A 23,887-nucleotide genomic window follows, 5' to 3' on the forward strand; every position below is an offset into this window, starting at 1 on the left:
TCTCGCGCACGAGGTCTCCGTCCGCCTGCGTCTCAACCAGCTCGATCAGCGCCAGTCTCTCTTCGGTCATCCTCATCTCCGTCTCAGCTTCCAGGTCTCGCAACCCGAACCTTCTCCGAAGCTCGGCGATGACCGCCAGCGTCACCCACGGCCGCGCGCCGCGCTACGCCGAAGGCTCCGCGCGCGGCCTCCTACACCACCACCCGGGACGCTGCCGCTGCAAGCCGAGACCTCGCGGAAACGGCCCGATCGCCCGTAGCGAGGCACGCTCTCGTACTGTCACCAGAGTTCGACATTCTCTTCTTGCGGCGTGGTCTTCCCCTCCTGGCCCATCGCATTTCGCTTCCCCCCCGTCCCGCCGACCATATCGGAAAGGCGCTCGCGAAGCGCCGACTGGCGGATTGCGGCAAGCGCGCAATCGGGCGGCCCGACCGCGCCCGTCGGCGTGGCCGCGAGCACGTCGAGCATCCGCGCCAGGTCCTCGAGCGTCTGTTGCGTTTGGTCGATCGCCTGCATCTCGGTGATCAGCCCATCCCGGGGCAGGTCGCCGCTGGCATAGGCGATCAGCCCGTCCTCGAGTTGCGCCATCGCGGCTGCGAGGCGACGGCATTCCGACCCGACGGCCCCCGCCATCTTCTGGAAGCCCGTCTCCGTCATAGCCGGCCGACCACCGCCTCGATCGTGGCCTTCATGTCGGCCACAGTGAAGGGTTTAGGCAGGAAATTGTTCATACCTAGTGACTTGCCCGTCCTGATGACCTTTTCGTCGCTCCGCCCCGTGATGAGGATGAAACCGATGCGCCTGGTCGTCGGGTCGTGGCGGAGATGCTGCAGCAGTTGGAGCCCGTTCATTTCGGGCATGTAGAGGTCCGACAGCACGAGGTGAGGCGGGTGGGTGCGCGCCTTCTGGATCGCGTCCTTGCCGTCCGTCGCGTAGCTGACGTTCCTGATGCCCAGACTGTCAAGCGCCTGCAGCAGCAGGCCGCGGCTCGTCGACATGTCGTCGACAACGAGTATCCGGAGGCTTTTCCTCACCGACATGGGTTCATCTCCGCAAAGGATGCCGTCTTCCCGGCATAGCTGGTCGGCGCGACGAGCCGCATCTGCGAGGCCTCGACATGCAGCCGTTCCGAATGGCCGAGGCAGAGCAGCCCGCTCGCCGCCAGGCGCTCGATGAGCCATGCCTGTACGGAGCGCTGGATCTCCGGCGTGAAGTAGATCGTCACGTTCCGGCAGAAGATGACGTCGAACGGCCGACTGACGGGCAAGGGCTCGGTCAGGCTGTGGCGCAGATACGTAATCCCCGCCTGCAGCTCGGCTATGGTGACGCGGGGAACCTCCAGCTGCGGACCGAGGGCCGCTTCGGCGCCGGCCTTGAGGGCCTTCGCGACATCCCGGTCCTCCGGCTGATGGGCCGCCAGGGACAGCATCGCATAGTCGATGTCGGTCGCGAGGATACGGACGTGCTCCGTCCACGCGGCGCCGAGAATCGTTCGGCAGATCATCGCCATCGACAATGTTTCCTCGCCGGAGGAACAGCCTGCAGACCAGATGCGGAGCGGATCGGACGGACCGCGGTCCAGTTCCGCGACCGCGCGGGCGAGAAGGGTGAAATGATGCCTCTCGCGGAAGATACTGGTGACGTTTGTCGTCAGAGCCGAGATCAGATGCTGGCGTTCCGCCTCGGCCGCGCGGTCCGTCCCCTCGACGAAGGCGGCATAGGCCTCGAAGCTGTCGGCCCCGATCGCGCGCAGCCGCTTCTGCAGGCGTGAGGCGACGAAGGGGCGCTTGCCCTCCTGCAGGTCGAGCCCCGCCTCGGAGAGCGCGAGCGAGCTCAGCCTCCGGAAGGCGCTGTCGGGAAGCGAGATCATTGCAGCGCGTCCTCCGCCAGGCCGGGCAGCGCCGGCAGCACCCGTTCCATCGACAGGATCTGCACCATCGCGTCCTCGACGACGAACAGCCGTTCGGCCATCGAAGTCTCCTCGTCGGACGTTACCTTGGGCACGTCCTGAAGCTGCTCGGGCACCGGGTGGACGATGTCTGACACCGCCTCGACGAGGAGGCCGTGAACCCGCATCCCCTGCTGGATCACGATGATCACGTTGCGGGGGCTGTCGGCCGTGGGGCGTTCGCCGAGGCGTGCGGCGAGATCCATCACCGGCAGGACCGAGCCGCGCAGGTTGACCATCCCCAGCATGAAGGGGGGGGCGTGGGGCAGGGGGGTCGGCGCGCTCCAGCTGCGGATCTCGCGGACGGCCATGATGTCGACCGCGAAGGCGCGGCCGCCGCATTGGAAGGTCAGCAGCTCCATTCCGTCGCCGCGGCGGGGCACCCCGGTGGGCGGCGGGGCTTCGAGGGTTTCCATGGTCATCAGGCCTGCACCTCTGCCGGGAGGGGAGAACGAATCGATTCTGCCGCGAGGGCGAGCCCGCCCGGATCGATGATGAGGGCGACCTGCCCGTCGCCGAGGATGGTGGCGGCGGACACGCAGGGCACGCGTCCGAAGCTCTCGCCGAGGCCCTTGATGACGACCTGCCGCTGGGCCTCGATCGCGTCGACGCGCAACGCATAGGCATCGAAATCGTCCGGCTGCACGAAGAGCAGGGCGCTGTCCTCGTCCGGGGGAGCGCCCTCGGCGCGAGCGGGCCGGGCGAATCCCATCCCTTCGGCGAGGTCGAGCAGCGGAACGAAGCGGTCCTGCAGCATCACGACGCTGCGCGTGGGCGAGATCGATTCGATCCGCGCCGAGTCGAGCGTCTGCGTCTCGATGATGGCGGCGAGCGGGATGACCATGCGCTGCTGCGCGGAACGGACGATCATGCCGTCGAGGATGGCGAGAGTCAGCGGCAGGCTGATGGAGAAGGTAGAGCCCTTCCCGGGTTCCGACTGCGTCGTGATGGTGCCGTTCAGGTCCCGGATCGCACGCTGCACCACATCCATGCCAACGCCGCGGCCGGAAAGGCTGGAGATGCCGTCGGCCGTCGAGAATCCGGGAAGGAACAGCAGGCGATCGATCTCGGCGGGGTCGAGCTGGCGGTCCGCGGGGACGAGGCCGCGCTCGATGGCACGGGCGAGGACGCGCTCGCGGTCGATGCCGCGGCCGTCATCGGTGATCTCGATCACGACGCGGTCGGATTGCTGGCGGGCGGACAGGCGGACTACGCCGACCCGATCCTTCCCCAGTTCGACACGCCTGTCCGGCGCCTCGATTCCGTGATCGATCGAGTTGCGGATCATGTGGGTCAGCGGGTCCGACAGCCGCTCGACCACGGTCTTGTCGATCTCGGTCGCCTCGCCTTCGGTTTCAAGCCTGATGTCCTTGCCGGTCATCTGCGCGGCCTCGCGCACGATCCGGGTCATGCGCTGGAACAGCGAGCGGACAGGCTGGGCCCGGATCGCCATGACACTGTCCTGGATGTCGCGCGTGAGCTGCTGCAGGTCGTCGAGTCCGGAGGCGGAGTCGGAATTCGTCCCAAGGCCGTCCTTGAGGACGCTCTGCGTCAGCATCGCCTGGCAGATCACCAGCTCCCCGACCAGGTTCACGAGCCGGTCGATCCTGTCGAGATCGACGCGGATCGTGGTTGACAGCCCTCCCTTGGCCTTGCCATCCGGGGCGGCCCCGTCGGGCTGCTTTCCGGCCGCCGCCGCCTCGGGCTTCGGCTCGGGCGCGAGGGCCGCCGGCGCCGAGGGCGCGTCGGGTGCCACGCTGGACAGCTGCGCCTCGGCCGGGTCCGGCTTGCCAGCCGCCACGTTGGCCGGCAGGGCCGTCCCCTGTGCGCCGGGCTCCGGGTCCTCAGGTTCGCAGTGAGCGATGGAGAAGACGCAGAGATCCTGAGCGAATTCGAAGACGCTCTCGATCTCGGTCTCGGTCAGGTCGGGGGCGGAGGGCACGAGATCGATGATCCAGCGGACCCGGGGCTGGCTCGGATCGAGCTCCTCCAGCGTCGGAAGATCCGTCTCGATTAGCCGCGGCGTGAGCCGCCCCATGACGTGCAATGCGCGGAACAGATAGAGCGGCTCGTTCCCGCTGGCGAAGAGGTCGGGGAGCGGCTCGAAGCAGATCTCCCAGTATCCACCCGGCTTCATCGGAGAGGGCGTGGGAGCGGCCCCGGATGGTGGAGCGTTCGGACCGCCGGGGTCCAAGTCGATGTCGATCCGCGTGACGGTGAACGCCTCCTCCATCGCGGGCAGGTCGAGCAGGCCGAAATCATCGTCCTCGTCGCTGCCGCCGCTCGCGGCCCGCGCGGCGAGGTCCGCCAGATCCTTGGGGATGGACGGATCGCCCACCTCGCCGTCCGCAGCCTTGGCGACGAGGTCGCCCAGCCGGTCGGAGGCGCGCAGGAGGGTGGCCACCACGGACGCCTCGAGCGCAACCGCGCCTGTTCGCAGCCCGTCCAGCGCGGTTTCGAACTCGTGCGAGAAGGAGATGAGGTCGGTCAGGTGGAAGGCGCCCGCCCCGCCCTTTATCGAGTGAACCGCACGAAAGACCGCATCGACGGTGTCCGCGTCCTGCTCCCCTGCCTCCAGCCGGAGAAGGCCGCCCTCGAGTTGCTCGAGAAGTTCCGTGCATTCCTCGAAGAAGGTGGCGCGGATCTCGTCCATGCTCGACATCAGCGCAGTCCCGTCACGGTCCGCAGGGCGACGACGAGGCGCGCGGGGTCGAAGGGCTTGACGATCCAGCCGGTCGCGCCGGCGTTGCGCGCGCGCTGCTTCAGCTCCTTCGCGCCCTCGGTCGTCAGGACCAGGATCGGGATGCCGGCGAAGACGTCGAGGGCGCGCACCGCCTCGATGAAGCCGAACCCGTCGAGCCGTGGCATGTTCACGTCCGTCAGGATCGCGTCAGGCTGCGGGTCCATCGCCTTCAGGATCTCCAGCCCCTCCATCCCATCGACCGCCATGGTCGAGCGAATGCCCTCCCGCTCCAGCGTGAGGCGGACCATGTCACGGATCGTGCGGCTGTCGTCGATGGCCAGGACGTGCATCACGCGCGCCCTTCGGGGCGCGGCCCCTCGGTCAGGCGCGAGAGGGTGCAGCCGAGATCGGCGAGGCAGCGCGTGAAGGCCGCCGAGGGGCAGGCCACCTCGAAGCGGTGGCCCTTGCGCCGGATCATGTCGCTGCCGGAGATCAGCACCTGCAGCGCGGGGGTGGTGACGATCTCGACCGCGGTGGCGTCGATGCGCGCATCGCCATCCTGGGCGAGGAACCAGTCACGCAGCCGGGGAGCGGCGCCGAGATCCTGACGCGGCGCCAGGGTCAGGCCAGCGTCCACTGTGGTCTGGGGAGCGGGGGAAGTAGACACCTTCGGGGACTCCGGTCTGGGGAACTCTGTCCAGACCGCTTAGCCCGATGGCTCCTAACAAACGGTTACCCTGCCGTCCGTCGTTCCCACAGAAACGCCGCGCAGCCGGTCAGCGCCGCGAAATCGTCGACGATCAGCGAGACCGGGAAATTCGCCATGAACCCGGAGAAGCGGCCCTTGTCCCGGAACGCCTCGGGAAAGCCCATCCGCTGCAGGTACGGCCCGACCGAGCGCGCGACCCCGCCGACGAGGTAGACCCCGCCCAGGGGCAGGTGGAACAGCGCGAGGTTGCCCGCGACCGTGCCCATCGTGCGGACGAACTGGCGCAGCGCGGCCTCGGCGCGCGGATCGCTCTCGACGCGGGCCATGATCTCGGCGGCGGAGAACTCGGCCGTCTCGCCCGCCTCGTGCGAGAGCCAGTGATAGACCCGCTCCAGCCCCCGGCCCGACAGAACGTCCTCGATGGCCGGGAAGCCGTGGGCAGTCGAGACGAAGGTCGACAGGCGCATCTCGGCCTCGGTGCGGATGGGCAGGTTGGCGTGCCCCGCCTCGCAGGCGGGGACGATCCGGCCCGCCGGCGTGTCATGGACCGGCGCCGCATTGAAGCCGGTGCCGATGCCGATCACGAGCCGCGCGCCGGATCTGGCCGGCGCCTCGATCACCGTTTGCGTCGCCTCCGCGGGCAGGTGGCCCAGCGCATAGCCCTGGGCCTGGAGGTCGTTGAGGATCGCGCAGGTGGTCGCCCCCGTGGCGGCGGCGAGCCGGGCCTCGTCGATGGACCAGTCGAGATTGGTCAGGCTGCCGACGCCATCGGCCACCGGTCCCGCGATACAGACGCAGGCGCCGTCGGGGGCGGGGCCGACAAGCTCCTCGCGGTAGTGCTGCAGCACCGGGGCGAGGTTCACGAAGTCCCGGTTGGCGAACTTGCGCACCGTCTCGGGCAGGACCCTGTGCCCGCGGCTGAGCGCGACGCGGGTGTTGGTGCCTCCGACATCGGCGAGGAGATAGAGGTCGTCGGGCATGGCACTCTCCGTCGTCGCGCGCGGGGCGCGCTGCATCATTCCGCCAGCGCGCGGGCGAGCCCGTGATAGCTGGCCTTGGGCGTCCTGGCCTGCGTGTCGAAATCGACATGCACGAGGCCGAAGCGCTTGTCGTATCCCAGAGCCCACTCGTAATTGTCCAGCAGCGACCAGATCGTGTAGCCCGCGAGCGGGACGCCGTCGGCGATGGCGTCGCGCGCGACCGCGAGATGGCGGTCGAGATAGTCGATCCGGCCATGATCGGGCCTCAGGTCATGATCGTCATGGGCAAGACCGTTCTCGGTGACGTAGATCGGCAGGTCGCCGGTATAGTCCTGGGCCGTGCGGCGAAGCAGGACGCCCAGCCCCTCCGGCGCTATTTCCCATCCCATCTCGGTCTTGGGCAGCGGGCCCGGCACGGTATCGAGCGCCGGCCACTCGCCTCCGGTCCGAACCACGCGGCTGCAGGTGTAGTAGTTGATCCCGAACCAGTCGAGCGGCTGCGCGATGGCCGCCATATCGTCCTGCCAGTTCGCTGGCATGTGGGGCGCCAGACCGTCGAGCACGATCTCGGGATAGACGCCCTTGTTGAAGGCGCTCGCGAACCAGCGCGAGTAGATCGCGTCGTAGAGATCGGCGGCGGCCGCGTCCTCGGGGCTGTCGCTGGCGGGCAGGGCCCATTCCATGTTGCAGACCGCGCCGACATTCCCGACGCCAGCGGCGCGCAGGGCCTGCGCCGACAGGCCGTGGGCCAGGCAGACATGGTGCATCGCCTTGGCTGCCGCGCCGAGATCGGTGAGCCCGGGCGCGTGCTGGCCGAGGTAGTGCGACAGCCAGGCGACGCACCAGGGCTCGTTCACCGGGGCGACGGACCAGAGCCGGTCGCCGATGCGGTCGGCGACGGTGCGGGTGAACTCCGCGAAGCGCTCGGGGATCTCGCGCGAGGTCCAGCCGCCGCGCCGGGCCAGCGTCTCGGGCAGCTCCCAGTGGTACATCGTGGCCATCGGCTTCAGCCCGCGCGCAAGCATCCCGTCAACGAGGCGGTCGTAGAAGTCGAGCCCCTCGGGGTTCACCGTCTCGCCGTCGGGCATGACCCGAGCCCAAGAGGTCGAGAAGCGGTAGCCGTCGAACCCCGCCTGCGCGATCAGGTCCAGATCCTCTTCCCAGCGGTGGTAATGGTCGCAGGCCACGGCTCCGTTCTCGCCGCGGGCGACCTTGCCGGGTTGCTCGCTGAAGCTGTCCCAATGGGTGCGGCCCGCGCCGCCGAAGGCGTGGCCCTCGATCTGGTAGGCCGAGGTTGCGGTCGCGAAGACGAAGCCTTCGGGGAAGTCGGACCGCCGGACGGTGAAGGCGGTGCGCGGTTCGGTCTCGGTCATGGGCTCGGTCCTCGATTGTCTGGGGCGGGGCCGGTCGAGGCCCCCTGGACGAGGTCGCATTCCCAGATTTCCTGCGCGGGGGCCAGCCCGGGCTGCGCGATCCGTGCCAGCAGGATCTCGGCGCAGCGCCGCCCCGCCGCCCGGACGGAGGATCGGGTCGCCGTGAAGATCGGCCGGTCCTCGCCGTTGCCGAGATAGCCCAACACGTCGTCATGGGTCACCACCGAGACGTCGGCGCCCATGCGCAGCCCGGCCTCGTGGATGGCGCGGCGCACCCCGATCGCCATGATGAGCGACGAGACGAGGAAGGCCGTCGGCGGCTCCCGGAGCGTCAGCATGTCGCGTGCGGCGCGGTGGCCGTTCGCCTCGGACATTTCCCCGAAGAAGAGAAGCGCGGGATCGACCGGAATGCCCCGCCCGGCCATGGCCGAGGCGAAGCCGTCGCGCCGGCGGCGGGCGAAGTCCATCATCAGATGGCCGTTGAGCAGGGCGATCCGCCGATGCCCGAGATCGAGCAGCAGGTCGGTCGCCTTGCGGAAGGCCCGGAGGTTGTCGATGTCGACGAAGCTGTAGCCGGTCTGATGGCCCGGCAAGCGGCCATGCACGACATAGGGCAGCCCGATGTCGCGCAGGATGTCGAAGCGCCGGTCGTCGCTGCGCGGGCCGTGGACGATCAGCCCGTCGACATTGCCTGCCTGTGCGAGCCCGCGGTAAGCCCGTGCCTCGTCGCCGTCGGCGACGACGGACAGGATCAGGTCGTAGTTCTGGCGGGAGTAGATCTCGCCCGCGCCGGCGACGAAATCGGCGAAGACCGGATTGACCATCTCGTGATTCAGAGTCGTCGGGATGACGTGGCCGATGGCCATCGCCCGGCCCGTTGCCAGTGACGCGGCCCGTCGATTCGGCCGGTAGCCATGGGAGATTGCCGCCTCCGTCACCTTGCGGCGCGTTTCCTCGCTGACTTCCGGATACCCGCCCAGCGCACGGCTGACCGTCGTCGGGGAAAGCCCGAGAATCCCGGCGAATTCCTTCAGGTTCACGCTCCCCCACCTCCCACGCGACCGCTCCATCCCGCCGGTGCGCTCCTCCCCGCCGACGGATCGCCGGCGCGGATCGACGCCTCGGCGATTGACTTTCCACAGCATCAAGTTGAAGTCTTGACTTGTCAAAGCGGTTTGGATGCGACCGGGCCGCAATGCGAAACGCCGGATCAACCGGCCTTACTTTGCGGCCACGAAAGGCCGCTTGGGAGGATACATGACGAAGCTTGCCAGCAGCACCGCCATTGCGGTGCTTCTTTCGGGTGCCGCCTATGCCGACGCACATACCGACGCCTTCACCCCGGGCGAAGGTCCGTTCGACTGGGACACCTACAACGCCTTCGCCGAAGAGACCGACCTGACCGGCCAGTCCCTCACTGTGACCGGTCCCTGGACCGGTGACGAGAAGGCCAAGTTCGACGTGATCATGGCGTTCTTCGCCGACGCGACCGGCGCCGAGGTGAATTATTCCGGCTCGGACAGCTTCGAGCAGGACATCGTCGTCTCGGCCCGCGCCGGATCGGCTCCGAACCTCGCGGTCTTCCCGCAGCCGGGCCTGGCCGCCGACATGGCGTCACAGGGCCTGCTGACGCCGCTGCCGGACGGGCTGGACGCCTGGATCGCCGAGAACTACGCCGCCGGCGACTCCTGGGTCGACCTTGCGACCTACGAGGGTCCGGAGGGCGAGGAGGCTCTCTACGGCATGTTCTACCGCGTCGACCTGAAGTCGCTCGTGTGGTATTCGCCCGCCGCCTTCGACGAGATGGGCTACGACATCCCGCAGTCGATGGAGGAACTGAAGGCGCTCACCGACCAGATCGTCGAGGACGGCGGCACCCCCTGGTGCATCGGCCTTGGCTCCGGCGCGGCGACGGGCTGGCCCGCGACCGACTGGGTCGAGGACCTGATGCTGCGCACCCAGCCGCCGGAGGTCTACGACCAGTGGGTCGCCAACGAGATCCCCTTCGACGCCCCCGAGGTGGTAAACGCCATCGAGGAATTCGGCTATTTCGCGAAGAACGACGAGTACGTGTCCGGCGGCGCGCAGGCGGTGGCCTCCACCGACTTCCGCGACAGCCCGACGGGCCTCTTCGCGATCCCGCCCGACTGCTACATGCACCGTCAGGCGTCGTTCATCCCGGCCTTCTTCCCTGACGGGACCGAGGTGGGCGAGGACGTCGACTTCTTCTACTTCCCGGCCTACGAGGGCGAGGATCTAGGCTCTCCGGTGCTGGGCGCGGGCACGCTCTTCGCCATCACCAACCCGTCCGAGAGCGCCGAGGCCTTCCTCGAGTTCCTCAAGCTGCCTCTCGCGCACGAGCTCTGGATGGCGCAGGGCGGATTCCTGACGGCCCATGCGGGCGTCAACCCCGAGGCCTATTCCGAGGACAGCCTGCGCGCGCAGGGCGAGATCCTGCGCGGGGCGACGACCTTCCGCTTCGATGCTTCGGACCTGATGCCTGGCGAGATCGGCGCAGGCGCCTTCTGGACCGGGATGGTTGACTACGTCACCGGGGCCGAGGCCTCGGATGTCGCGACCACCATCCAGGAACGCTGGCAGACCCTGAACTGAAGCCGCGAACGGCCCGCCCCCTACCGGGGGCGGGCCTTTTCACAGGACAGGCCGGGGAGGAGGGGCCCCGTCCGGTCCATCACCGACTTCGCACATGGGAGGACCGTCCATGTCACCGCTCTTGCAGGGCATCCTGACCGTCATAATCGGCGTCGGCGGGTGCATCGGCTACTTCTGGACGTCGAACTATGTGCTCGACCGCTACATCTTTCCGCCGAAGGGCAAGGACGCGGGGCGCAACATCAATCGTGCGAACGCGATACGGCCCTGGCTGTTCATGCTGCCGGCGATCCTCGCGCTCGGCCTCTATCTCGTCTACCCGGTCTTCGGCTCGTTCTACCGTTCTCTGTTCAACCGGGCTGGGACGGACTTCGTGGGTCTCGGGAACTACGCGCTGCTGATGGGCGACGGGGAATTCCGGCAGGCGCTGTTCAACAACTTCCTCTGGGTCCTGTTCGTGCCCGCCGCCGCGACCTTCCTCGGCCTCCTGGTCGCGCAGCTGACCGACCGGCTGAGCTGGGGCAACATCGCCAAGTCCCTGATCTTCATGCCGATGGCCATCTCCTTCGTGGGCGCATCGCTGATCTGGAAGTTCGTCTACGCGGTCGATCCCGAGATCGGCATCGTCAACGCGATCCGCGCCTCGATGGGCTTCGAGGCGCTCGACCCGCTTCAGGTGACGTTCTGGAACAACTTCCTGCTGATGTTCATCCTCGTCTGGATCCAGACCGGCTTCGCCATGGTCATCCTCTCGGCCGCGCTGCGCGGCATCCCGGAAGAGACGATCGAGGCCGCGATCATCGACGGGGCGAGCCCGACGCAGATCTTCTTCAAGATCAAGATCCCGCAGATCATGGGGACCATCGTCGTCGTCTGGACGACGATCACCATCCTCGTGCTGAAGGTCTTCGACATCGTCTACACGATGACCGGGGGCAATTTCGGCACCCAGATCCTGCCCAGCTACATGATGGAATACATGTTCCGCGACGACGGACGCGCGACGGCGGTCGCCTTCGTCATCATGATCATCGTGCTTCCGGTGATGATCTGGAACATCGTGCAAGCCCGCAAGGAGGTGCGCTGACATGGCCGCTGCAAACGATGACGGCATCGCCGGCGAGACGTCAGGACTGAAGATCGTCACCAACCTTTCGGTGGTCTTCCTGGTCGTGCTCTGGCTGATCCCGACGATCGGCCTGCTGGTGTCGTCCTTCCGCGACCGTGACGCCATCAGCTCCTCGGGCTGGTGGAACGCGCCCTTCGCGACCGAGCAGAACTTCGCCGCCGGCGCCGAGGGCGAGTTCGTGCAGACTCCCGAGGGCTGGGTGCTGGAGGGCAATGTCTTCGGCGCCGAAGGCTCCGGCACGGTCACGGCCTTCGGCGGCATGCGCGCCGACCCCACGGCCTTCGAGCCGGGCGAGACCGGAGAGCTGGTCCGCGGGCGCACGCTGACCGTCGAGGCGGACGGCAACTTCCGCTATGTCGATCCCGACGAGGAGCAGCCGAGCCGCAATCCGACCATCTACTTCGCCACCTCGGTCCCGCCCAGCTTCTCGACCGAGAACTACGAGACGATCCTGACCAGCGCGGGGATGGACGTGGCTTTCATCAACACGCTGACGGTGACGATCCCGGCGACGATCATCCCGATCCTGATCGCCGCCTTCGCCGCCTATGCGCTGGCCTGGATGGACTTTCCGTTCCGGGGGACGTTGATCGCCATCGTCGTCGGCCTGCTGGTCGTGCCGTTGCAGCTTGCGCTGGTGCCCATGCTGACCTTCCACAACGAGATCGGGATCGGGCAGTCCTTCTACGGGATATGGTTCGCCCATACCGGCTTCGGCCTGCCGCTCGCGGTCTATCTGTTGCGGAACTACATGGTCGGCCTGCCCCGCGACATCATCGAGAGCGCGAAGGTCGACGGGGCGACCGACTTCCAGGTCTTCACCAAGATCGTGCTGCCGCTCAGCTTCCCGGCGCTCGCCAGTTTCGCGATCTTCCAGTTCCTGTGGACCTGGAACGACCTGCTGGTGGCCAAGGTCTTCCTGCCCTCGAACTCCGAGAGTTGGGTGATGACGGTGAAGATCGCCGACGACCTGCTCGGGTCGCGGGGCGGCGACTGGGGCATCCTGGCGGCGGCGGCCTTCGTGTCGATCGCGGTGCCGCTGCTGGTGTTCTTCACGATGCAGCGCTACCTCGTGCGCGGCCTGCTCGCCGGCTCGGTGAAGTAAGGGCCTGCATGTCCGCGATCGCCAGCCAACTCTCCCCCGACGCCGATCTCGACTGGTGGCGGGGGGGCGTGATCTACCAGGTCTATCCCCGCTCCTTCCAGGACACGTCCGGCGACGGGATCGGCGACCTGAACGGGATCACCGAGCGTCTGCCCTATATCGCCTCGCTCGGCGTCGACGCGATCTGGATCAGCCCGTTCTTCACCTCGCCGATGCGCGATTTCGGCTACGATGTGTCGGACTATCGCGACGTCGATCCGATGTTCGGCACGCTTGCGGATTTCGACCGGCTGGTCGCCGCGGCGCATCGGCTGGGCCTTCGGATCATGATAGACCTCGTGCTGTCGCATTCCTCGGACCAGCATTGCTGGTTCCAGGAAAGCCGGTCGAGCCGGACCAACGCCAAGGCAGACTGGTATGTCTGGGCCGATGCCAAGCCGGACGGCACGCCGCCCAACAACTGGCTCAGCATCTTCGGCGGGACCGCCTGGCACTGGGACCCGCGGCGGATGCAGTACTTCCTGCACAATTTCCTGACGACCCAGCCGGACCTCAATTTCCACTCCGCCGAGGTGCAGGATGCGCTTCTGGACGTGGCGCGGTTCTGGCTGGACCGGGGCGTCGATGGCTTCCGCCTCGACGTCATCAACTTCTATTTTGCCGACAGACACCTGCGCGACAATCCTCCGCTGCCGCCCGAAAAGCGCAACGCCCAGATCGCGCCCGCGGTGAACCCCTACAACTATCAGGAACACCTCCATTCCAAGAACCAGCCCGAGAACCTCGTCTTCCTGAAGCGCTTCCGCGACCTGCTCGACGAATACCCCGGCACCGCCGCCGTGGGCGAGGTCGGAGACGCGCAATACGGGATGGAGCTTCTGGGTCAGTATACCCGCAAGGGGCAGGGGGTGCAGATGTGCTACGCCTTCGACTTCCTGTCGGGCAGCGGGCTGACCGCCCGTCGCGTCACCGAGGTCTTCAGGCACATGGAAGCCGCGGCCCCCGAGGGCTGGGCCTGCTGGGCGCTGTCGAACCACGACGTGACCCGTCATGTCAGCCGCTGGAACCTCGATGAGCAGGGCGCGCGCTGCTACGCGACGCTGCTGCAGTGCCTGCGGGGCTCGGTCTGCCTCTACCAGGGCGAGGAGCTGGGCCTGACCGAGGCGCGCGTCGCCTACGAGGACCTGCGCGATCCCTACGGAATCGAGTTCTGGCCCGAATATGTCGGCCGCGACGGCTGCCGCACGCCGATGGTCTGGGAGGCGTCGAACGTGAACGGCGGCTTCTCGACCGCCAGGCCATGGCTGCCCACGGCCGCCGAGCATCTCGGCCGCGCCGTCGGCCTGCAGGAGGCGCGGGACGACGCGCTGCTGCACCATTACCGCCGGATCATCGCGCTCCGGAACGGCTCGCCGGCCCTGCGCCAGGGCGCGCAGACCGACATGCAGGCCGAGGGCGACCTGCTGCACTTCGTGCGCGAACTGGACGGGGAACGCTGGTTCTGCGCCTTCAACCTGGGCAGCGAGACGGCCTCGCTGCACCCGCCGGATGGCATCTGGGCCTTCATGCCGGGCGTCGGCGGCACCGATCCGGGCCGCGTTCTCGGCGGAGGGGGCATGCGTCTCGGCCCTTGGCACTATACACTACTCAAGAGCATGTGAACGAAACGGCGCCGCCTCGGAGGAGAGACGCCGCGCGACAAAAGAGATCGAGGGAGGAACAACCCGATGGCGAACCTGAAACTGACCGACGTGAGCAAGGTCTATGGCGGCCAGGTCGAGGTCCTGAAGGACATCGACCTGGACATCCAGAAGGGCGAGCTGATCGTCTTCGTCGGGCCCTCGGGCTGCGGCAAGTCCACGCTGCTGCGGATGATCGCGGGGCTCGAGAAGATCTCGGGCGGCACGCTCGAGATCGACGGAGAGGTCGTCAACGACGTCCCCCCGTCCGAGCGCGGCATCGCGATGGTGTTCCAGTCCTACGCGCTCTATCCGCACATGACGGTGCGCGAGAACATGGCCTTCGCGCTGAAGATCGCCGGCAAGTCGAAGGAGGAGATCGAGCGCTCGGTCGATGCCGCCGCGAAGAAGCTGCAGCTGACGGAATATCTCGACCGACTGCCCAAGGCCCTGTCGGGCGGCCAGCGCCAGCGCGTCGCCATCGGCCGCGCCATCGTGCGCGACCCGAAGGTCTATCTCTTTGACGAGCCGCTCTCGAACCTCGACGCCGCGCTGCGCGTCGCGACCCGGATCGAGATCGCGCAGTTGAAGGAGCAGATGCCCGACTCGACCATGATCTACGTCACCCACGACCAGGTCGAGGCGATGACGCTCGCCACGCGGATCGTCGTGCTCGATGCGCTCAAGAACAACGGCCACAAGTACTCTATCGGCCAGGTCGGCACCCCGCTGGAACTCTACGAGACGCCCAACAGTGAGTTCGTCGCGAGGTTCATCGGTTCGCCCGCGATGAACCTGCTGTCTGGCGAGATCGTCGAGACCGGCGAGACGACCGTGATCCGCACCGACCGGGGCAACGGCACGATCCGCTCGGCCGTGCCGTCGAAACCCGAGGACAAGGGCGCCAAGGTCAATATCGGCATCCGCCCCGAGGACGCCATCGCCGCCGAGACCGACGACTACGCCTATGCCGGCGAGGTCGAGGTCGAGGAGCGGCTGGGCGAGGTCACGCTGCTCTACTTCAAGCGGGCAACCCCGGAGTCCGATCCGGTCATCGCCAAGCTGCCCGGCATCCAACCGAACCTGCGCAACCAGCGTTTCGCCCTGACTGCCGATCCGTCGAAGGTGCACGTCTTCAGAAACGGAGTGTCGCTGCTCTATCGCTGATCGGTCACGGTTTCGCCCGGAAAGTCCGGCATCCTCGCACGCAGTGCAGTTGCGGAGACGAGTATGGGGTTCTTCTATTCGGGCGCCGCGTGGCGCTTCTTCCTGAGGCTTCTCGGCGGGACGCAGGTCCTGGCCGGGGTGCTGGCCTTGCTTGCCACCGGGCTGGCCGGTGATCTGATCCCGTCCGGCCTCGCCTCCGGCCTCGCGATGATCGTCTGTGGCTGGATCCTGCTGTCCCGGCGCATGTCGCCCGGCTTCCTGCGCGAGCCGGAATCGCTGCTGAGCGGATTCGGCGCCCTGCTGGCCGCGGTCATCCTGTCGCTGATCGGGCCGGTCGCGGCACTCCTCATCCTCTCCCCCCTCCAGAGCAACGCGAGCGTCCTGCCGATCCTGCCCCTGGGAATCCTCGGCCTGCTCAACGCAATCTTCATCCTGCCGCTCGCGGCGATGGGGCCATCACTGAACAGGGACCGCAGGAAGCAGGCCGCTCAGGGCGCTGCGGTCCGCGCCGATCCCTCGCTGCTCACGCCCGCGGCCCGGGCCTTCGGCTGGAGCCACTGGGTCGCCATTCGCCTCGTTGGGATCGCGCTTCTCGTGCCGGTCCTCTGGCTCAGCCACGACTTCTTCACCGGGGGCTCCGTCTGGCAGGTCTTCATCTTCGACGGGCGCAAGACCGGCGCGCTGATGATCGCGATGCCGATCCTGGCCGCGATGATGGTCCTGCCGGTGCCGATGTCGCGCAGCCTCGCCTTCCACGTGCCGCTCGAATGGAAGAACATCCTCGCGCAGCTCTTCTTCGCCGTGCCGGCGATCATGGCCGCGCTTTACTGGTTCCTCCCGGTCTACCTGCTGATCATGGCCGATCCCCGCGCCGCGATCGGGGCACCGCTGATCCAGTCCGTGCTCGAGCACCGGGACGCCGTCGTCGTCGGGACAGGGATCGTGCTCGGCACCCTCTCGGTCCTCGCCTTCGTCGCGCGCCCCCGCGGCCTGCCGGAAGCGACCGAGGTGGCGGAGGACGGCGAGCCGCCGCTCCGCCCCCATGCGGCCCGTTCCGCCGCCTCCGACATGCCGGAGGTCCAAAAGAAGAAGAAGGACCTGCGCGCCGCACGCCTTCCCGAGCCGAAGCTGCCCGCGATGGGCGGAATGATGAAGCTCTACGTCGCGGCCGACTGGCTGGTGCTGCGCCTGCTGGGCCTCGGCCTGCTGGGCACCGCATATCTGCTCTGGCAGATGATGGAGGCCGGGCGCGATCTGCCGCAGCGCGCGCTGAGCTACGGCTTCGAGCCGCTGCACGCGCTGATCGCCTACGGCGTGGCGGGCGCCTTCCTGGCCGTCCCGTACCTGCTGCCCCGGAACGTCGTCGCGCCGCGCCACGTTCTGGGCGGCCTGGTGAAGGCGGGCCTGATCCTCGGCGCCGGGCTCGTGGTCCGGCCGGTCGTGCCGACCGCCATCTCGCTTCTGGTCGACGAGAAGTATCACCCCACGCTTCTCTACATCGCGCCCCATGCGATGAACGTTGTTATCGGCCTCGCCGTGACCGGGGCGTTGTTCACCAGCTTCTTCCGCCAGATGGGAAAGACGCCGAAGTTCGACTATCTCGGCAATCCGGTGGTCGAGATGACGCCCGACGACCTGCACCGCCTGCGTCAGGCGCGGATGGGCCTCCACTGACCTCAGGTGAACCGCACCTTCCCGATATAGGGCAGGTTGCGGTTCCGCTGGGCGTAGTCGATGCCGTAGCCCACGACGAACTCGTCCGGGATCTCGAACCCGGTCCAGGTCGCCTTGATGTCCACCTCGCGCCGCGCGGGCTTGTCGAGCAGGGCGATCGTCTCCAGCCGCCCCGGCTGGCGCGACGTCAGCAGGTGCAGGACGTGGCTCAGGGTGAAGCCGGTGTCGACGATATCCTCGACCACCAGCACGTCGCGCCCGCCGATCTCGCCGCGCAGGTCCTTGAGGATGCGCACCTCGCGGCTCGATTCCATCCCGTCCCCGTAGGAAGACGCCTCGAGAAAGTCGACCTCGACCGGAAGGTCCAGCTCCCGCACGAGGTCGGCGATGAAGACGAAGGAGCCGCGCAGCAGGCCCACGACGACCAGCTTGTCGGTGCCCGCGAAGCGCGCCTCGATCTCGCGGGCGAGCCCCTCGATCCGCGCCGCGATCGTCTTGGCAGAGATCATCGTGTCGATCACGTAGTCGTCGGCCATCTTGCTCCCCCGGGACCGCTGCGGCATGTCGGGCGTTAACACGCGAACGTTGACCGACCAAGAGCCGCCCATGCCCCGACATTCCGAAACCCGGGACCTGCCCTACACGCCGCAGCAGATGTACGACCTGGTGGCCGACGTCGCCTCCTATCCGAAGTTCCTGCCCTGGACGGCGGCGGCGCGCATCCGCTCCCGCGAGGGGGGACCGGAGGGAGAGGTGATGCTCGCGGACCTGGTGATCTCGTTCAAGGTCTTCCGCGAGAGCTTTGGCTCGAAGGTGACGCTCTGGCCCGGCGAGAAGCGGATCGAGACGGAATATCTCGACGGTCCGTTCCGGCATCTCCAGTCGGAATGGACCTTCAAGGAGCTGCCGGACGGCTGCCGCGTGCATTTCTGGGTCGATTTCGAGTTCCGCAACAAGATCATCGGCACCGTGGCCGGCGCCGTCTTCAACGAGGCGATGCAGCGCGTCGTCGCCGCCTTCGAGAAGCGGGCGCGCACACTCTACGGCTGAAGCGCACTCAGGATCAGCGCCAGCGCGTGGTCGCGGGCTGCCGCCCGGACGGCGCCGCGGCCGCGCGCCCCGAACTCGACGGTCTCGACCCCCGTCCTCTCCGGTGTCGCCAGGCCGAAGCAGACGCGGCCCTCGGGCTTCGTCTCCGACCCGCCGGGGCCCGCGATGCCGGTAACCGCGACCGCGATGTCGGCGCCGGAGCGCGCCCTTGCCCCCTCGGCCATCTCGCGCGCGACCTCCTCGGACACGGCGCCGACCGCGTCCAGCGTCGCGGCGCGCACGCCCAGCAGGTCGATCTTGGCCGCGTTGGAGTAGGTCACGACGCCCCACAGGAAGGCTGCCGACGACCCCGGCGGGTCGGTCAGCGCGGCGGCGACCATGCCTCCGGTGCAGCTTTCCGCCGTGGCGATCGTCCGGCCCTGCGCGGCCTCGAGGATGGCGCGCGCGGTCACAGATGCGCCAGTGCGGCGAGGATCATCACCCCGACCGCCGCCATCACGCCTGCGATGGCGTCGTCCAGCATCACGCCCCAGACGTCGTTGCGCCGGTCCGCCCACCCGACCGGTCCGACCTTCCAGATGTCGAACAGGCGGAACAGGACGAAGGCGGCGAGCCATCCGGGCCAGAGCCGCTCCACCGCCACCCCTGCATTCTGCGCCCCCCAGGCGATGGGGATCAGCGCGATCCAGAGGCCCAGCAGCTCGTCGATGACGATCTCGGACGGGTCGTGCTCCGGGTGGCCGTCCGTCATCTTCCGCGTGGCCCAGACGCCGAGCGGCAGCACGAAGGCCGTCGCGACCGTGAAGAAAAGCGCGCCGCCCTGCATGAAGATCCACGCCAGCGGCAGCGCGGCCAGCGTGCCCCAGGTGCCGGGCCCAGGTCGCAGATAACCCGCGCCGAAGACGGTGCCGACCAATCGCGCGATCATGCCCGCACCAGCGCGACCGTCGCCTGGCACGCGATCCCCTCGCCGCGCCCGGCGAAGCCCAGCCGTTCCGTCGTCGTCGCCTTCACCGAGACCCGGTCGGCCGCGACGCCGGTCAGCTCGGCCACCCGTGCGCGCATCGCCGCCGCATGCGGGCCGATCTTCGGGAACTCGCAGATCAGTGTGCAATCGATGTTTCCGATGGCGAATCCCCGCGCGCGGGCGAGGCCGGCCGCGTGGCTGAGGAACTGTCCGCTCTCGGCGCCCTTCCACTGCGGGTCGGAGGGCGGGAAGTGCCGCCCGATATCGCCCTCGGCCAAGGCGCCGTAGATCGCGTCGGCGATGGTGTGGAGCCCCACATCGGCATCGGAATGGCCTTGCAGACCACGCCCATGCGGCACCCGAACGCCGCAGAGCATGACGTGGTCGCCCGGCCCGAACCGGTGCACGTCGAAGCCGTTCCCAACCCGCAGATCCATCGCATCCCCTCGCATCAGCCGCTCGGCGCGGGCAAGATCCTCCGGGCCGGTGATCTTGAGGTTGTCCTCCGACCCTGCGACCACCTTTACCTCGATCCCCGCCGCGCGCGCCACGGCGACGTCGTCCGCCGCCTCGCCCTCGAAGGCGGCATGGGCGGCGCGCAGCGCCTCGGTCCGGAAGCCCTGCGGCGTCTGCGCACGCAATAGGTCTGTGCGGTCCTGCAGCCCGGTGACAACACGGCCGCCCTGCCAGAGCGCATCCGTCACCGGGAGCGCGGGCGCGGCGGCTTCGGCCTCGTCCAGGGCCGCAATCACCCGCGCGATCACCGCGTCCGGCACCAGCGGGCGGGCCGCATCATGGATCAGCACGCGCTCGGTCCGCACAGCAGCAAGCCCCGCCGCTACCGAGGCGGCGCGGGTGTCGCCCCCGGGCACCGCCCTCGTGCCGGGGCAGGCGCGCGCGGCGAGGTCGGCATCGTCGGGATGAATCACCAGCACCGCATCGTCGACATGGCCCTCGAACGCGCGAAGGCTGTGGGTCACGACAGCTTCGCCGCGCAAGCTTCTGTATTGCTTCGGAACGCCGCCCCCGGCGCGTAGTCCCCGACCGGCAGCGACGATCAGGACGGTAACGGTCGGACGAGGCATGGAGGGAAGCGCTTCTGGGGAAAGGTCTCCAAGCGTCCTATCCCTCCGCTTCACAGGTGACAACCTGACGGGCAGAGCGGCGCCAATGCGCCTAAAAAAGCGGCATACGGCGCAGGATGCGTCGTTCAGCACGGTATCGTCCTGCGTTCGCTCGGTGGTAACGCTATCCCGTAGTCAAACGCACAGGGTTTCAGCACGTGACCGTCCATCCCGCGATCGATCTCGACCCGCGCCTCGCCGCGCTTGGGGTGACGCTGCCTGTCGTCCTTGCCCCAATGGCGGGCATCACCGACCTGCCGATGCGCGAGCTCGTCCGCCGGTTCGGCGCCGGGCTCGTCGTCTCCGAGATGGTCGCCAGCCGTGAGATGGTCCAAGCCAAGCGCTCCGTCCGCGATCGTGCCGAGATCGGCGCCGGGGCCGAGGGCACCGCCGTGCAGATCGCGGGGCGCGAGGCGCATTGGATGGCCGAGGCTGCGCGCATGCTGGAAGGGCAGGGCGCCCGGATCATCGACATCAACATGGGCTGCCCGGCCAAGAAGGTCGTCGGTGGCGCCTCGGGCTCGGCTTTGCTGCGCGACCACGACCATGCGCTGCGCCTGATCGAGGCGGTGGTCGGCGCCGTGTCGGTGCCGGTGACGCTGAAGACCCGGCTCGGCTGGGACGACGACAGCCGGAACACGGCTGCGCTGGCCCGCCGCGCCGAGGACGCGGGCGTCGCCATGCTGACGATCCACGGCCGCACCCGCTGCCAGTTCTACAAGGGCTCCGCCGACTGGGCTGCCGTCCGGGAAATCGTCGAGGCCGTCCGGATCCCGGTCCTGGCCAATGGCGACATCGTCGATGCCGGGACGGCCCGGCAGGCCCTCCGCCAGTCGGGCGCGGCCGGCGTGATGATCGGGCGCGGCATCCAGGGACGGCCTTGGGCCTGCGCGGCAATCGCGGCGGCGCTGACCGGGCAGGGCGCCGCGCGGCCCTCCGCCGGACCCGATCTGGTCGCGCTGGTGCGCGATCATTACGAAGCGATGCTGGACTTCTACGGCCCTCACGGGGCCCGCGCCGCGCGCAAGCATCTGGGCTGGTACATGGACGATGCCGGCACGCGCCCTGCCTTGCGACGTGCAGTGCTGACCGCCGAGGCGGCGCAGGTGCCCGGCCTTCTGTCCGAGGCGCTGGACGCCCCCGAAAGGCAGGCGGCATGATCGATCCGGGCCCGGTCTGGCATGCGCTGGCCATTCCCGCGCTGATCGTCGATGGCGAGGATCGCGTGCTGGCGGTGAACGGCCCCGGCGAAGGCTTCTTCAACCGCTCGAGCAAGACCCTGGAAGGGGCCGAGATCGCCGGCCTGATGGAGGTCGAGGGCGGGTTGCTGCCAGCCACGGCCCGGGTTCGGCGCAACGACGCCCCGCTCACGCTGCACGACAGTGCGCTGCGGCTGGGTCCGGGGCCGAGCCTGCGCTGCGACGTGCATATCTCGCCGCTTGGCGCCGACGTGCTGATGCTGATCGCGCCGCAGGACATCGCGGGTCGGGTCGACCGCGGTCGATCCTCCAGTTCGGCCGCGCGCTCGGCCATCGGGATGGCCGAGATGCTTGCGCACGAGATCAAGAACCCGCTCGCCGGTATCACCGGCGCCGCGCAGCTGCTCAGCATGAACCTCGCGAAGGATGACCTTGAACTGACGGAACTTATCGTCGCCGAGACCCGGCGGATCGTGAAGCTTCTGGACCAGGTCGAGCAGTTCGGCAATCTCAGACCCCCGCAGCGCAGGGCGGTGAACCTTCACGACGTCCTCGACCGCGCCCGTCGCTCGGCCATGGTCGGCTTCGCGGCGCACATGACCATCGAAGAGGCCTACGACCCCTCGCTCCCCCTTACGATGGCCGATCCCGACCAGTTGCAGCAGGTCTTCCTGAACCTGCTGAAAAATGCCGCGCAGGTCGGCGCCCAGGGCGGCAAGATCACGATCCGCACCTTCTACGAGCTTTCGCTGCGCGTCCGCCGTCCCGATGGCAGCGGCGACGCGGTCCCGCTGCAGGTCGAGATCGTCGACGATGGACCGGGCGTGCCGCCGGAGATGATGGGCAACCTGTTCGAACCCTTCGTATCCGGCCGTGAGAACGGCACCGGCCTCGGCCTCGCCCTGGTCGCGAAGATCGTCCACGAGCACGGCGGCTGGATCTCGGTCGACAGCGTTCCGGGCCGCACCGCCTTCCGCCTGTCGCTGCCGATGGCAAGGCCCGATCGGACTGAAGAAGACCTCGTATCGCATTGAAATAAGGAGCACGCAATGGACGGCACCATCCTCGTTGCCGACGACGATCGGACGATCAGAACCGTCCTGACCCAGGCGCTGACCCGTGCCGGGTGCAAGGTGCACGCGACCTCCAGCCTGATGACGCTGATGCGGTGGGTGGAGGAGGGGAAGGGCGATCTCGTGATCTCGGACGTGATGATGCCGGACGGGAACGGGCTCGACATGCTGCCGAAGATCGGGCGCTCGCGGCCCGGGCTGCCCGTGATCGTGATCTCCGCGCAGAACACGATCATGACGGCGATCCAGGCCACCGAGGCCGATGCCTACGACTACCTTCCCAAGCCTTTCGACCTGCCGGACCTGATGAAACGCGCCTCGCGCGCGCTGGACCGCAAGACGCCCCCGCCGGCCAGCGCCGAGGCGGCCGAGATTGCCGTCGGCGGAGACGACCTGCCAATGGTCGGCCGGACGCAGGCCATGCAGTCGCTCTACCGCCTGGTCGCGCGCGTGATGAACACCGATCTGCCCGTGCTCATCACCGGCGAGAGCGGGACCGGCAAGTCCCTGATCTCGCGTGCGATCCACGACTTCTCGGACCGTCGGACGCTGCCCTTCGTCACGGCGACGGCGGCGGAGCTGTCGGGCTTCGACGGCCCGGCCGATCTGATCGCGCGGGCCAAGGGCGGCTCGATCCTGTTCGACGAGGTCGGCGATCTCGACCCGGACTCGCAGGGCCGCGTCGTCCGCATGCTGGACGCGCTCGGCGGTTCGGGACCGCGCGTGATGGCGACGTCGCAGGTCGACCTCGAGCAGCGGCTCGACAGCGGCTTCCGATCCGACCTTTACTACCGGCTGTCGGGCGCGCAGATCGACGTCCCCGCCCTGCGCGAGAGGGTCGACGACATCCCTCTTCTCGCCATGCATTTCCTGGGCCGGGCGGAACGCGACGGCGGAACGTTGCGCCGCTTCAGCACCGAGGCGATGGGACTCATCCGCTCCCACCCCTGGCCCGGGAACGTCCGCCAGCTAGAGAATGTCGTCCGCCGCCTCGTCGCGACCAGCCCCGCCGAAGAGATCACAAGGGCCGAGGTGGAGGCCGTCACAGGCAACGCCCCTGCCGCCGCCGGGCCGAGCGCGAACATCTCCGGCAAGAACCTCTCGGAAGCCGTCGAGAAACATCTCCGACGCTATTTCGACCTGCACGGCGGAGAGTTGCCGGCACCGGGGCTCTACCAGCGCGTGTTGCGCGACGTGGAGGCGCCACTGATCGAGATCGCGCTGGATGCCACGGGCGGCAACCAGGCGAAATGTGCCGATCTGCTGGGCATCAATCGGAACACGCTTCGCAAAAAGATCACGGATCTCGATATTCTCGTGACAAGGCGCCGCAAGTTGATGTAGAAACATCACAGGCGTGGCAGATCGGAGACAAATCCGACACAAGATCGCGCAGTAGGACATTGAATCGAGG

24 protein-coding genes are annotated in these 23,887 nt (G+C 68.1%); 10 read left to right on the forward strand and 14 right to left on the reverse strand.

What is annotated here, in order from left to right; all coding sequences use genetic code 11:
- Positions 1-279 precede the first annotated feature (279 nt).
- From DR046_RS18255 to DR046_RS18300, 10 genes are all read right to left on the reverse strand, one after another.
- Positions 280-657, reverse strand: a complete 378-nt coding sequence (locus DR046_RS18255) for a DUF8776 family protein (RefSeq protein WP_115383817.1) — start codon at positions 655-657, stop codon at positions 280-282.
- A complete protein-coding gene (locus DR046_RS18260) occupies positions 654-1,040 on the reverse strand; it encodes a response regulator (RefSeq protein ID WP_115383818.1) in 387 nt (128 codons plus the stop codon). Before DR046_RS18260 ends, DR046_RS18255 begins: the two co-directional genes overlap by 4 nt.
- A complete protein-coding gene (locus DR046_RS18265) occupies positions 1,031-1,870 on the reverse strand; it encodes a CheR family methyltransferase (protein ID WP_115383819.1) in 840 nt (279 codons plus the stop codon). Before DR046_RS18265 ends, DR046_RS18260 begins: the two co-directional genes overlap by 10 nt.
- The gene (locus DR046_RS18270; protein ID WP_115383820.1) at positions 1,867-2,370 is read right to left on the reverse strand and encodes a chemotaxis protein CheW; all 504 of its coding nucleotides are present in this window, start codon (positions 2,368-2,370) and stop codon (positions 1,867-1,869) included. The genes DR046_RS18265 and DR046_RS18270 overlap by 4 nt, the downstream gene beginning before the upstream one ends.
- The gene (locus tag DR046_RS18275) at positions 2,370-4,601 is read right to left on the reverse strand and encodes a chemotaxis protein CheA (protein ID WP_209313615.1); all 2,232 of its coding nucleotides are present in this window, start codon (positions 4,599-4,601) and stop codon (positions 2,370-2,372) included. Before DR046_RS18275 ends, DR046_RS18270 begins: the two co-directional genes overlap by 1 nt.
- Positions 4,602-4,609: 8 nt before the next feature.
- On the reverse strand, positions 4,610-4,981 hold the full coding sequence (locus DR046_RS18280; RefSeq protein WP_115383822.1) for a response regulator: 372 nt from the start codon (positions 4,979-4,981) through the stop codon (positions 4,610-4,612).
- On the reverse strand, positions 4,981-5,268 hold the full coding sequence (locus DR046_RS18285; RefSeq protein ID WP_115383823.1) for an STAS domain-containing protein: 288 nt from the start codon (positions 5,266-5,268) through the stop codon (positions 4,981-4,983). The genes DR046_RS18280 and DR046_RS18285 overlap by 1 nt, the downstream gene beginning before the upstream one ends.
- Positions 5,269-5,363: 95 nt before the next feature.
- Entirely contained in the window at positions 5,364-6,320 is a 957-nt protein-coding gene (locus DR046_RS18290; RefSeq protein WP_167767174.1) for a glucokinase, read from the reverse strand.
- A gap of 35 nt (positions 6,321-6,355) precedes the next feature.
- Entirely contained in the window at positions 6,356-7,693 is a 1,338-nt protein-coding gene (locus DR046_RS18295) for a GH1 family beta-glucosidase (protein ID WP_115383825.1), read from the reverse strand.
- The gene (locus DR046_RS18300) at positions 7,690-8,733 is read right to left on the reverse strand and encodes a LacI family DNA-binding transcriptional regulator (RefSeq protein ID WP_115383826.1); all 1,044 of its coding nucleotides are present in this window, start codon (positions 8,731-8,733) and stop codon (positions 7,690-7,692) included. The genes DR046_RS18295 and DR046_RS18300 overlap by 4 nt, the downstream gene beginning before the upstream one ends.
- A 217-nt stretch (positions 8,734-8,950) precedes the next feature.
- On the opposite strand from DR046_RS18300, the gene DR046_RS18305 reads away from it, so the two are divergent.
- The 6 genes from DR046_RS18305 (at position 8,951) to DR046_RS18330 (ending at position 17,060) form a co-directional block, all read left to right on the forward strand.
- Positions 8,951-10,306 carry an ABC transporter substrate-binding protein gene (locus DR046_RS18305; protein WP_115383827.1) on the forward strand — a complete coding sequence of 452 codons (1,356 nt, stop codon included), beginning with the start codon at positions 8,951-8,953 and terminating at the stop codon, positions 10,304-10,306.
- 109 nt (positions 10,307-10,415) lie between these two features.
- On the forward strand, positions 10,416-11,393 hold the full coding sequence (locus DR046_RS18310; RefSeq protein ID WP_115383828.1) for a carbohydrate ABC transporter permease: 978 nt from the start codon (positions 10,416-10,418) through the stop codon (positions 11,391-11,393).
- A gap of 1 nt (position 11,394) precedes the next feature.
- On the forward strand, positions 11,395-12,540 hold the full coding sequence (locus tag DR046_RS18315) for a carbohydrate ABC transporter permease (protein WP_115383829.1): 1,146 nt from the start codon (positions 11,395-11,397) through the stop codon (positions 12,538-12,540).
- A gap of 8 nt (positions 12,541-12,548) precedes the next feature.
- A complete protein-coding gene (locus DR046_RS18320) occupies positions 12,549-14,201 on the forward strand; it encodes an alpha-glucosidase (RefSeq protein WP_115383830.1) in 1,653 nt (550 codons plus the stop codon).
- A 66-nt stretch (positions 14,202-14,267) separates the two neighbouring features.
- The gene (locus DR046_RS18325) at positions 14,268-15,386 is read left to right on the forward strand and encodes an ABC transporter ATP-binding protein (RefSeq protein WP_115383831.1); all 1,119 of its coding nucleotides are present in this window, start codon (positions 14,268-14,270) and stop codon (positions 15,384-15,386) included.
- Positions 15,387-15,449: 63 nt separating this feature from the next.
- A complete protein-coding gene (locus tag DR046_RS18330) occupies positions 15,450-17,060 on the forward strand; it encodes a hypothetical protein (protein ID WP_115383832.1) in 1,611 nt (536 codons plus the stop codon).
- Positions 17,061-17,062: 2 nt separating this feature from the next.
- On the opposite strand, the gene hpt is transcribed toward DR046_RS18330, so the two are convergent.
- Positions 17,063-17,596 (reverse strand): hypoxanthine phosphoribosyltransferase, encoded by a 534-nt coding sequence (hpt, locus tag DR046_RS18335; RefSeq protein WP_115383833.1) that lies wholly within the window; start codon positions 17,594-17,596, stop codon positions 17,063-17,065.
- A 70-nt stretch (positions 17,597-17,666) separates the two neighbouring features.
- Here hpt and DR046_RS18340 point away from each other — a divergent pair, with 70 nt between their 5' ends.
- Positions 17,667-18,110, forward strand: a complete 444-nt coding sequence (locus DR046_RS18340) for a type II toxin-antitoxin system RatA family toxin (RefSeq protein ID WP_115383834.1) — start codon at positions 17,667-17,669, stop codon at positions 18,108-18,110.
- Here the strand turns inward: DR046_RS18340 and DR046_RS18345 are convergent.
- The 3 genes from DR046_RS18345 to DR046_RS18355 are packed head-to-tail and all read right to left on the reverse strand — an operon-like array spanning position 18,101 to position 20,162.
- Positions 18,101-18,562: a CinA family protein gene (locus tag DR046_RS18345; protein WP_115383835.1), complete on the reverse strand. Its 462-nt coding sequence runs from the start codon at positions 18,560-18,562 to the stop codon at positions 18,101-18,103. The two genes, DR046_RS18340 and DR046_RS18345, sit on opposite strands and share 10 nt — an antisense overlap.
- Complete coding sequence (locus DR046_RS18350; RefSeq protein ID WP_115383836.1) at positions 18,559-19,038, reverse strand: phosphatidylglycerophosphatase A family protein; 480 nt, start codon at positions 19,036-19,038, stop codon at positions 18,559-18,561. Before DR046_RS18350 ends, DR046_RS18345 begins: the two co-directional genes overlap by 4 nt.
- Positions 19,035-20,162 (reverse strand): bifunctional 2-C-methyl-D-erythritol 4-phosphate cytidylyltransferase/2-C-methyl-D-erythritol 2,4-cyclodiphosphate synthase, encoded by a 1,128-nt coding sequence (locus DR046_RS18355; protein ID WP_115383837.1) that lies wholly within the window; start codon positions 20,160-20,162, stop codon positions 19,035-19,037. The genes DR046_RS18350 and DR046_RS18355 overlap by 4 nt, the downstream gene beginning before the upstream one ends.
- A 197-nt stretch (positions 20,163-20,359) precedes the next feature.
- On the opposite strand from DR046_RS18355, the gene dusB reads away from it, so the two are divergent.
- Genes dusB through DR046_RS18370 form a run of 3 tightly spaced genes read left to right on the forward strand, consistent with a single transcriptional unit; the run spans position 20,360 to position 23,817 of the window.
- Positions 20,360-21,361 (forward strand): tRNA dihydrouridine synthase DusB, encoded by a 1,002-nt coding sequence (gene dusB / locus DR046_RS18360; RefSeq protein ID WP_280652855.1) that lies wholly within the window; start codon positions 20,360-20,362, stop codon positions 21,359-21,361.
- The gene (locus tag DR046_RS18365; protein WP_115383838.1) at positions 21,358-22,434 is read left to right on the forward strand and encodes a two-component system sensor histidine kinase NtrB; all 1,077 of its coding nucleotides are present in this window, start codon (positions 21,358-21,360) and stop codon (positions 22,432-22,434) included. The genes dusB and DR046_RS18365 overlap by 4 nt, the downstream gene beginning before the upstream one ends.
- Before the next feature lie 15 nt (positions 22,435-22,449).
- Positions 22,450-23,817 (forward strand): response regulator, encoded by a 1,368-nt coding sequence (locus DR046_RS18370; protein ID WP_115383839.1) that lies wholly within the window; start codon positions 22,450-22,452, stop codon positions 23,815-23,817.
- Positions 23,818-23,887 lie beyond the last annotated feature (70 nt).

Origin of the sequence: Jannaschia formosa (assembly GCF_003340555.1) — a bacterium.
Classification (GTDB): Bacteria; Pseudomonadota; Alphaproteobacteria; order Rhodobacterales; family Rhodobacteraceae; genus Jannaschia; species Jannaschia formosa.

Bases quoted from the DNA above. Each gene is read 5' to 3' on its own strand.
- DR046_RS18275 (WP_209313615.1), bottom strand. From the start codon at position 4,601: ATGGACGAGATCCGCGCCACCTTCTTCGAGGAATGCACGGAACTTCTC.
- DR046_RS18305 (WP_115383827.1), top strand. From the start codon at position 8,951: ATGACGAAGCTTGCCAGCAGCACCGCCATTGCGGTGCTTCTTTCGGGT.
- DR046_RS18290 (WP_167767174.1), bottom strand. From the start codon at position 6,320: ATGCCCGACGACCTCTATCTCCTCGCCGATGTCGGAGGCACCAACACC.
- DR046_RS18350 (WP_115383836.1), bottom strand. From the start codon at position 19,038: ATGATCGCGCGATTGGTCGGCACCGTCTTCGGCGCGGGTTATCTGCGA.
- DR046_RS18270 (WP_115383820.1), bottom strand. From the start codon at position 2,370: ATGACCATGGAAACCCTCGAAGCCCCGCCGCCCACCGGGGTGCCCCGC.
- DR046_RS18330 (WP_115383832.1), top strand. From the start codon at position 15,450: ATGGGGTTCTTCTATTCGGGCGCCGCGTGGCGCTTCTTCCTGAGGCTT.
- DR046_RS18340 (WP_115383834.1), top strand. From the start codon at position 17,667: ATGCCCCGACATTCCGAAACCCGGGACCTGCCCTACACGCCGCAGCAG.
- DR046_RS18255 (WP_115383817.1), bottom strand. From the start codon at position 657: ATGACGGAGACGGGCTTCCAGAAGATGGCGGGGGCCGTCGGGTCGGAA.
- DR046_RS18365 (WP_115383838.1), top strand. From the start codon at position 21,358: ATGATCGATCCGGGCCCGGTCTGGCATGCGCTGGCCATTCCCGCGCTG.
- DR046_RS18370 (WP_115383839.1), top strand. From the start codon at position 22,450: ATGGACGGCACCATCCTCGTTGCCGACGACGATCGGACGATCAGAACC.
- DR046_RS18310 (WP_115383828.1), top strand. From the start codon at position 10,416: ATGTCACCGCTCTTGCAGGGCATCCTGACCGTCATAATCGGCGTCGGC.
- hpt (WP_115383833.1), bottom strand. From the start codon at position 17,596: ATGGCCGACGACTACGTGATCGACACGATGATCTCTGCCAAGACGATC.
- DR046_RS18320 (WP_115383830.1), top strand. From the start codon at position 12,549: ATGTCCGCGATCGCCAGCCAACTCTCCCCCGACGCCGATCTCGACTGG.
- DR046_RS18315 (WP_115383829.1), top strand. From the start codon at position 11,395: ATGGCCGCTGCAAACGATGACGGCATCGCCGGCGAGACGTCAGGACTG.
- DR046_RS18260 (WP_115383818.1), bottom strand. From the start codon at position 1,040: ATGTCGGTGAGGAAAAGCCTCCGGATACTCGTTGTCGACGACATGTCG.
- DR046_RS18295 (WP_115383825.1), bottom strand. From the start codon at position 7,693: ATGACCGAGACCGAACCGCGCACCGCCTTCACCGTCCGGCGGTCCGAC.
- DR046_RS18355 (WP_115383837.1), bottom strand. From the start codon at position 20,162: ATGCCTCGTCCGACCGTTACCGTCCTGATCGTCGCTGCCGGTCGGGGA.
- DR046_RS18280 (WP_115383822.1), bottom strand. From the start codon at position 4,981: ATGCACGTCCTGGCCATCGACGACAGCCGCACGATCCGTGACATGGTC.
- DR046_RS18265 (WP_115383819.1), bottom strand. From the start codon at position 1,870: ATGATCTCGCTTCCCGACAGCGCCTTCCGGAGGCTGAGCTCGCTCGCG.
- DR046_RS18325 (WP_115383831.1), top strand. From the start codon at position 14,268: ATGGCGAACCTGAAACTGACCGACGTGAGCAAGGTCTATGGCGGCCAG.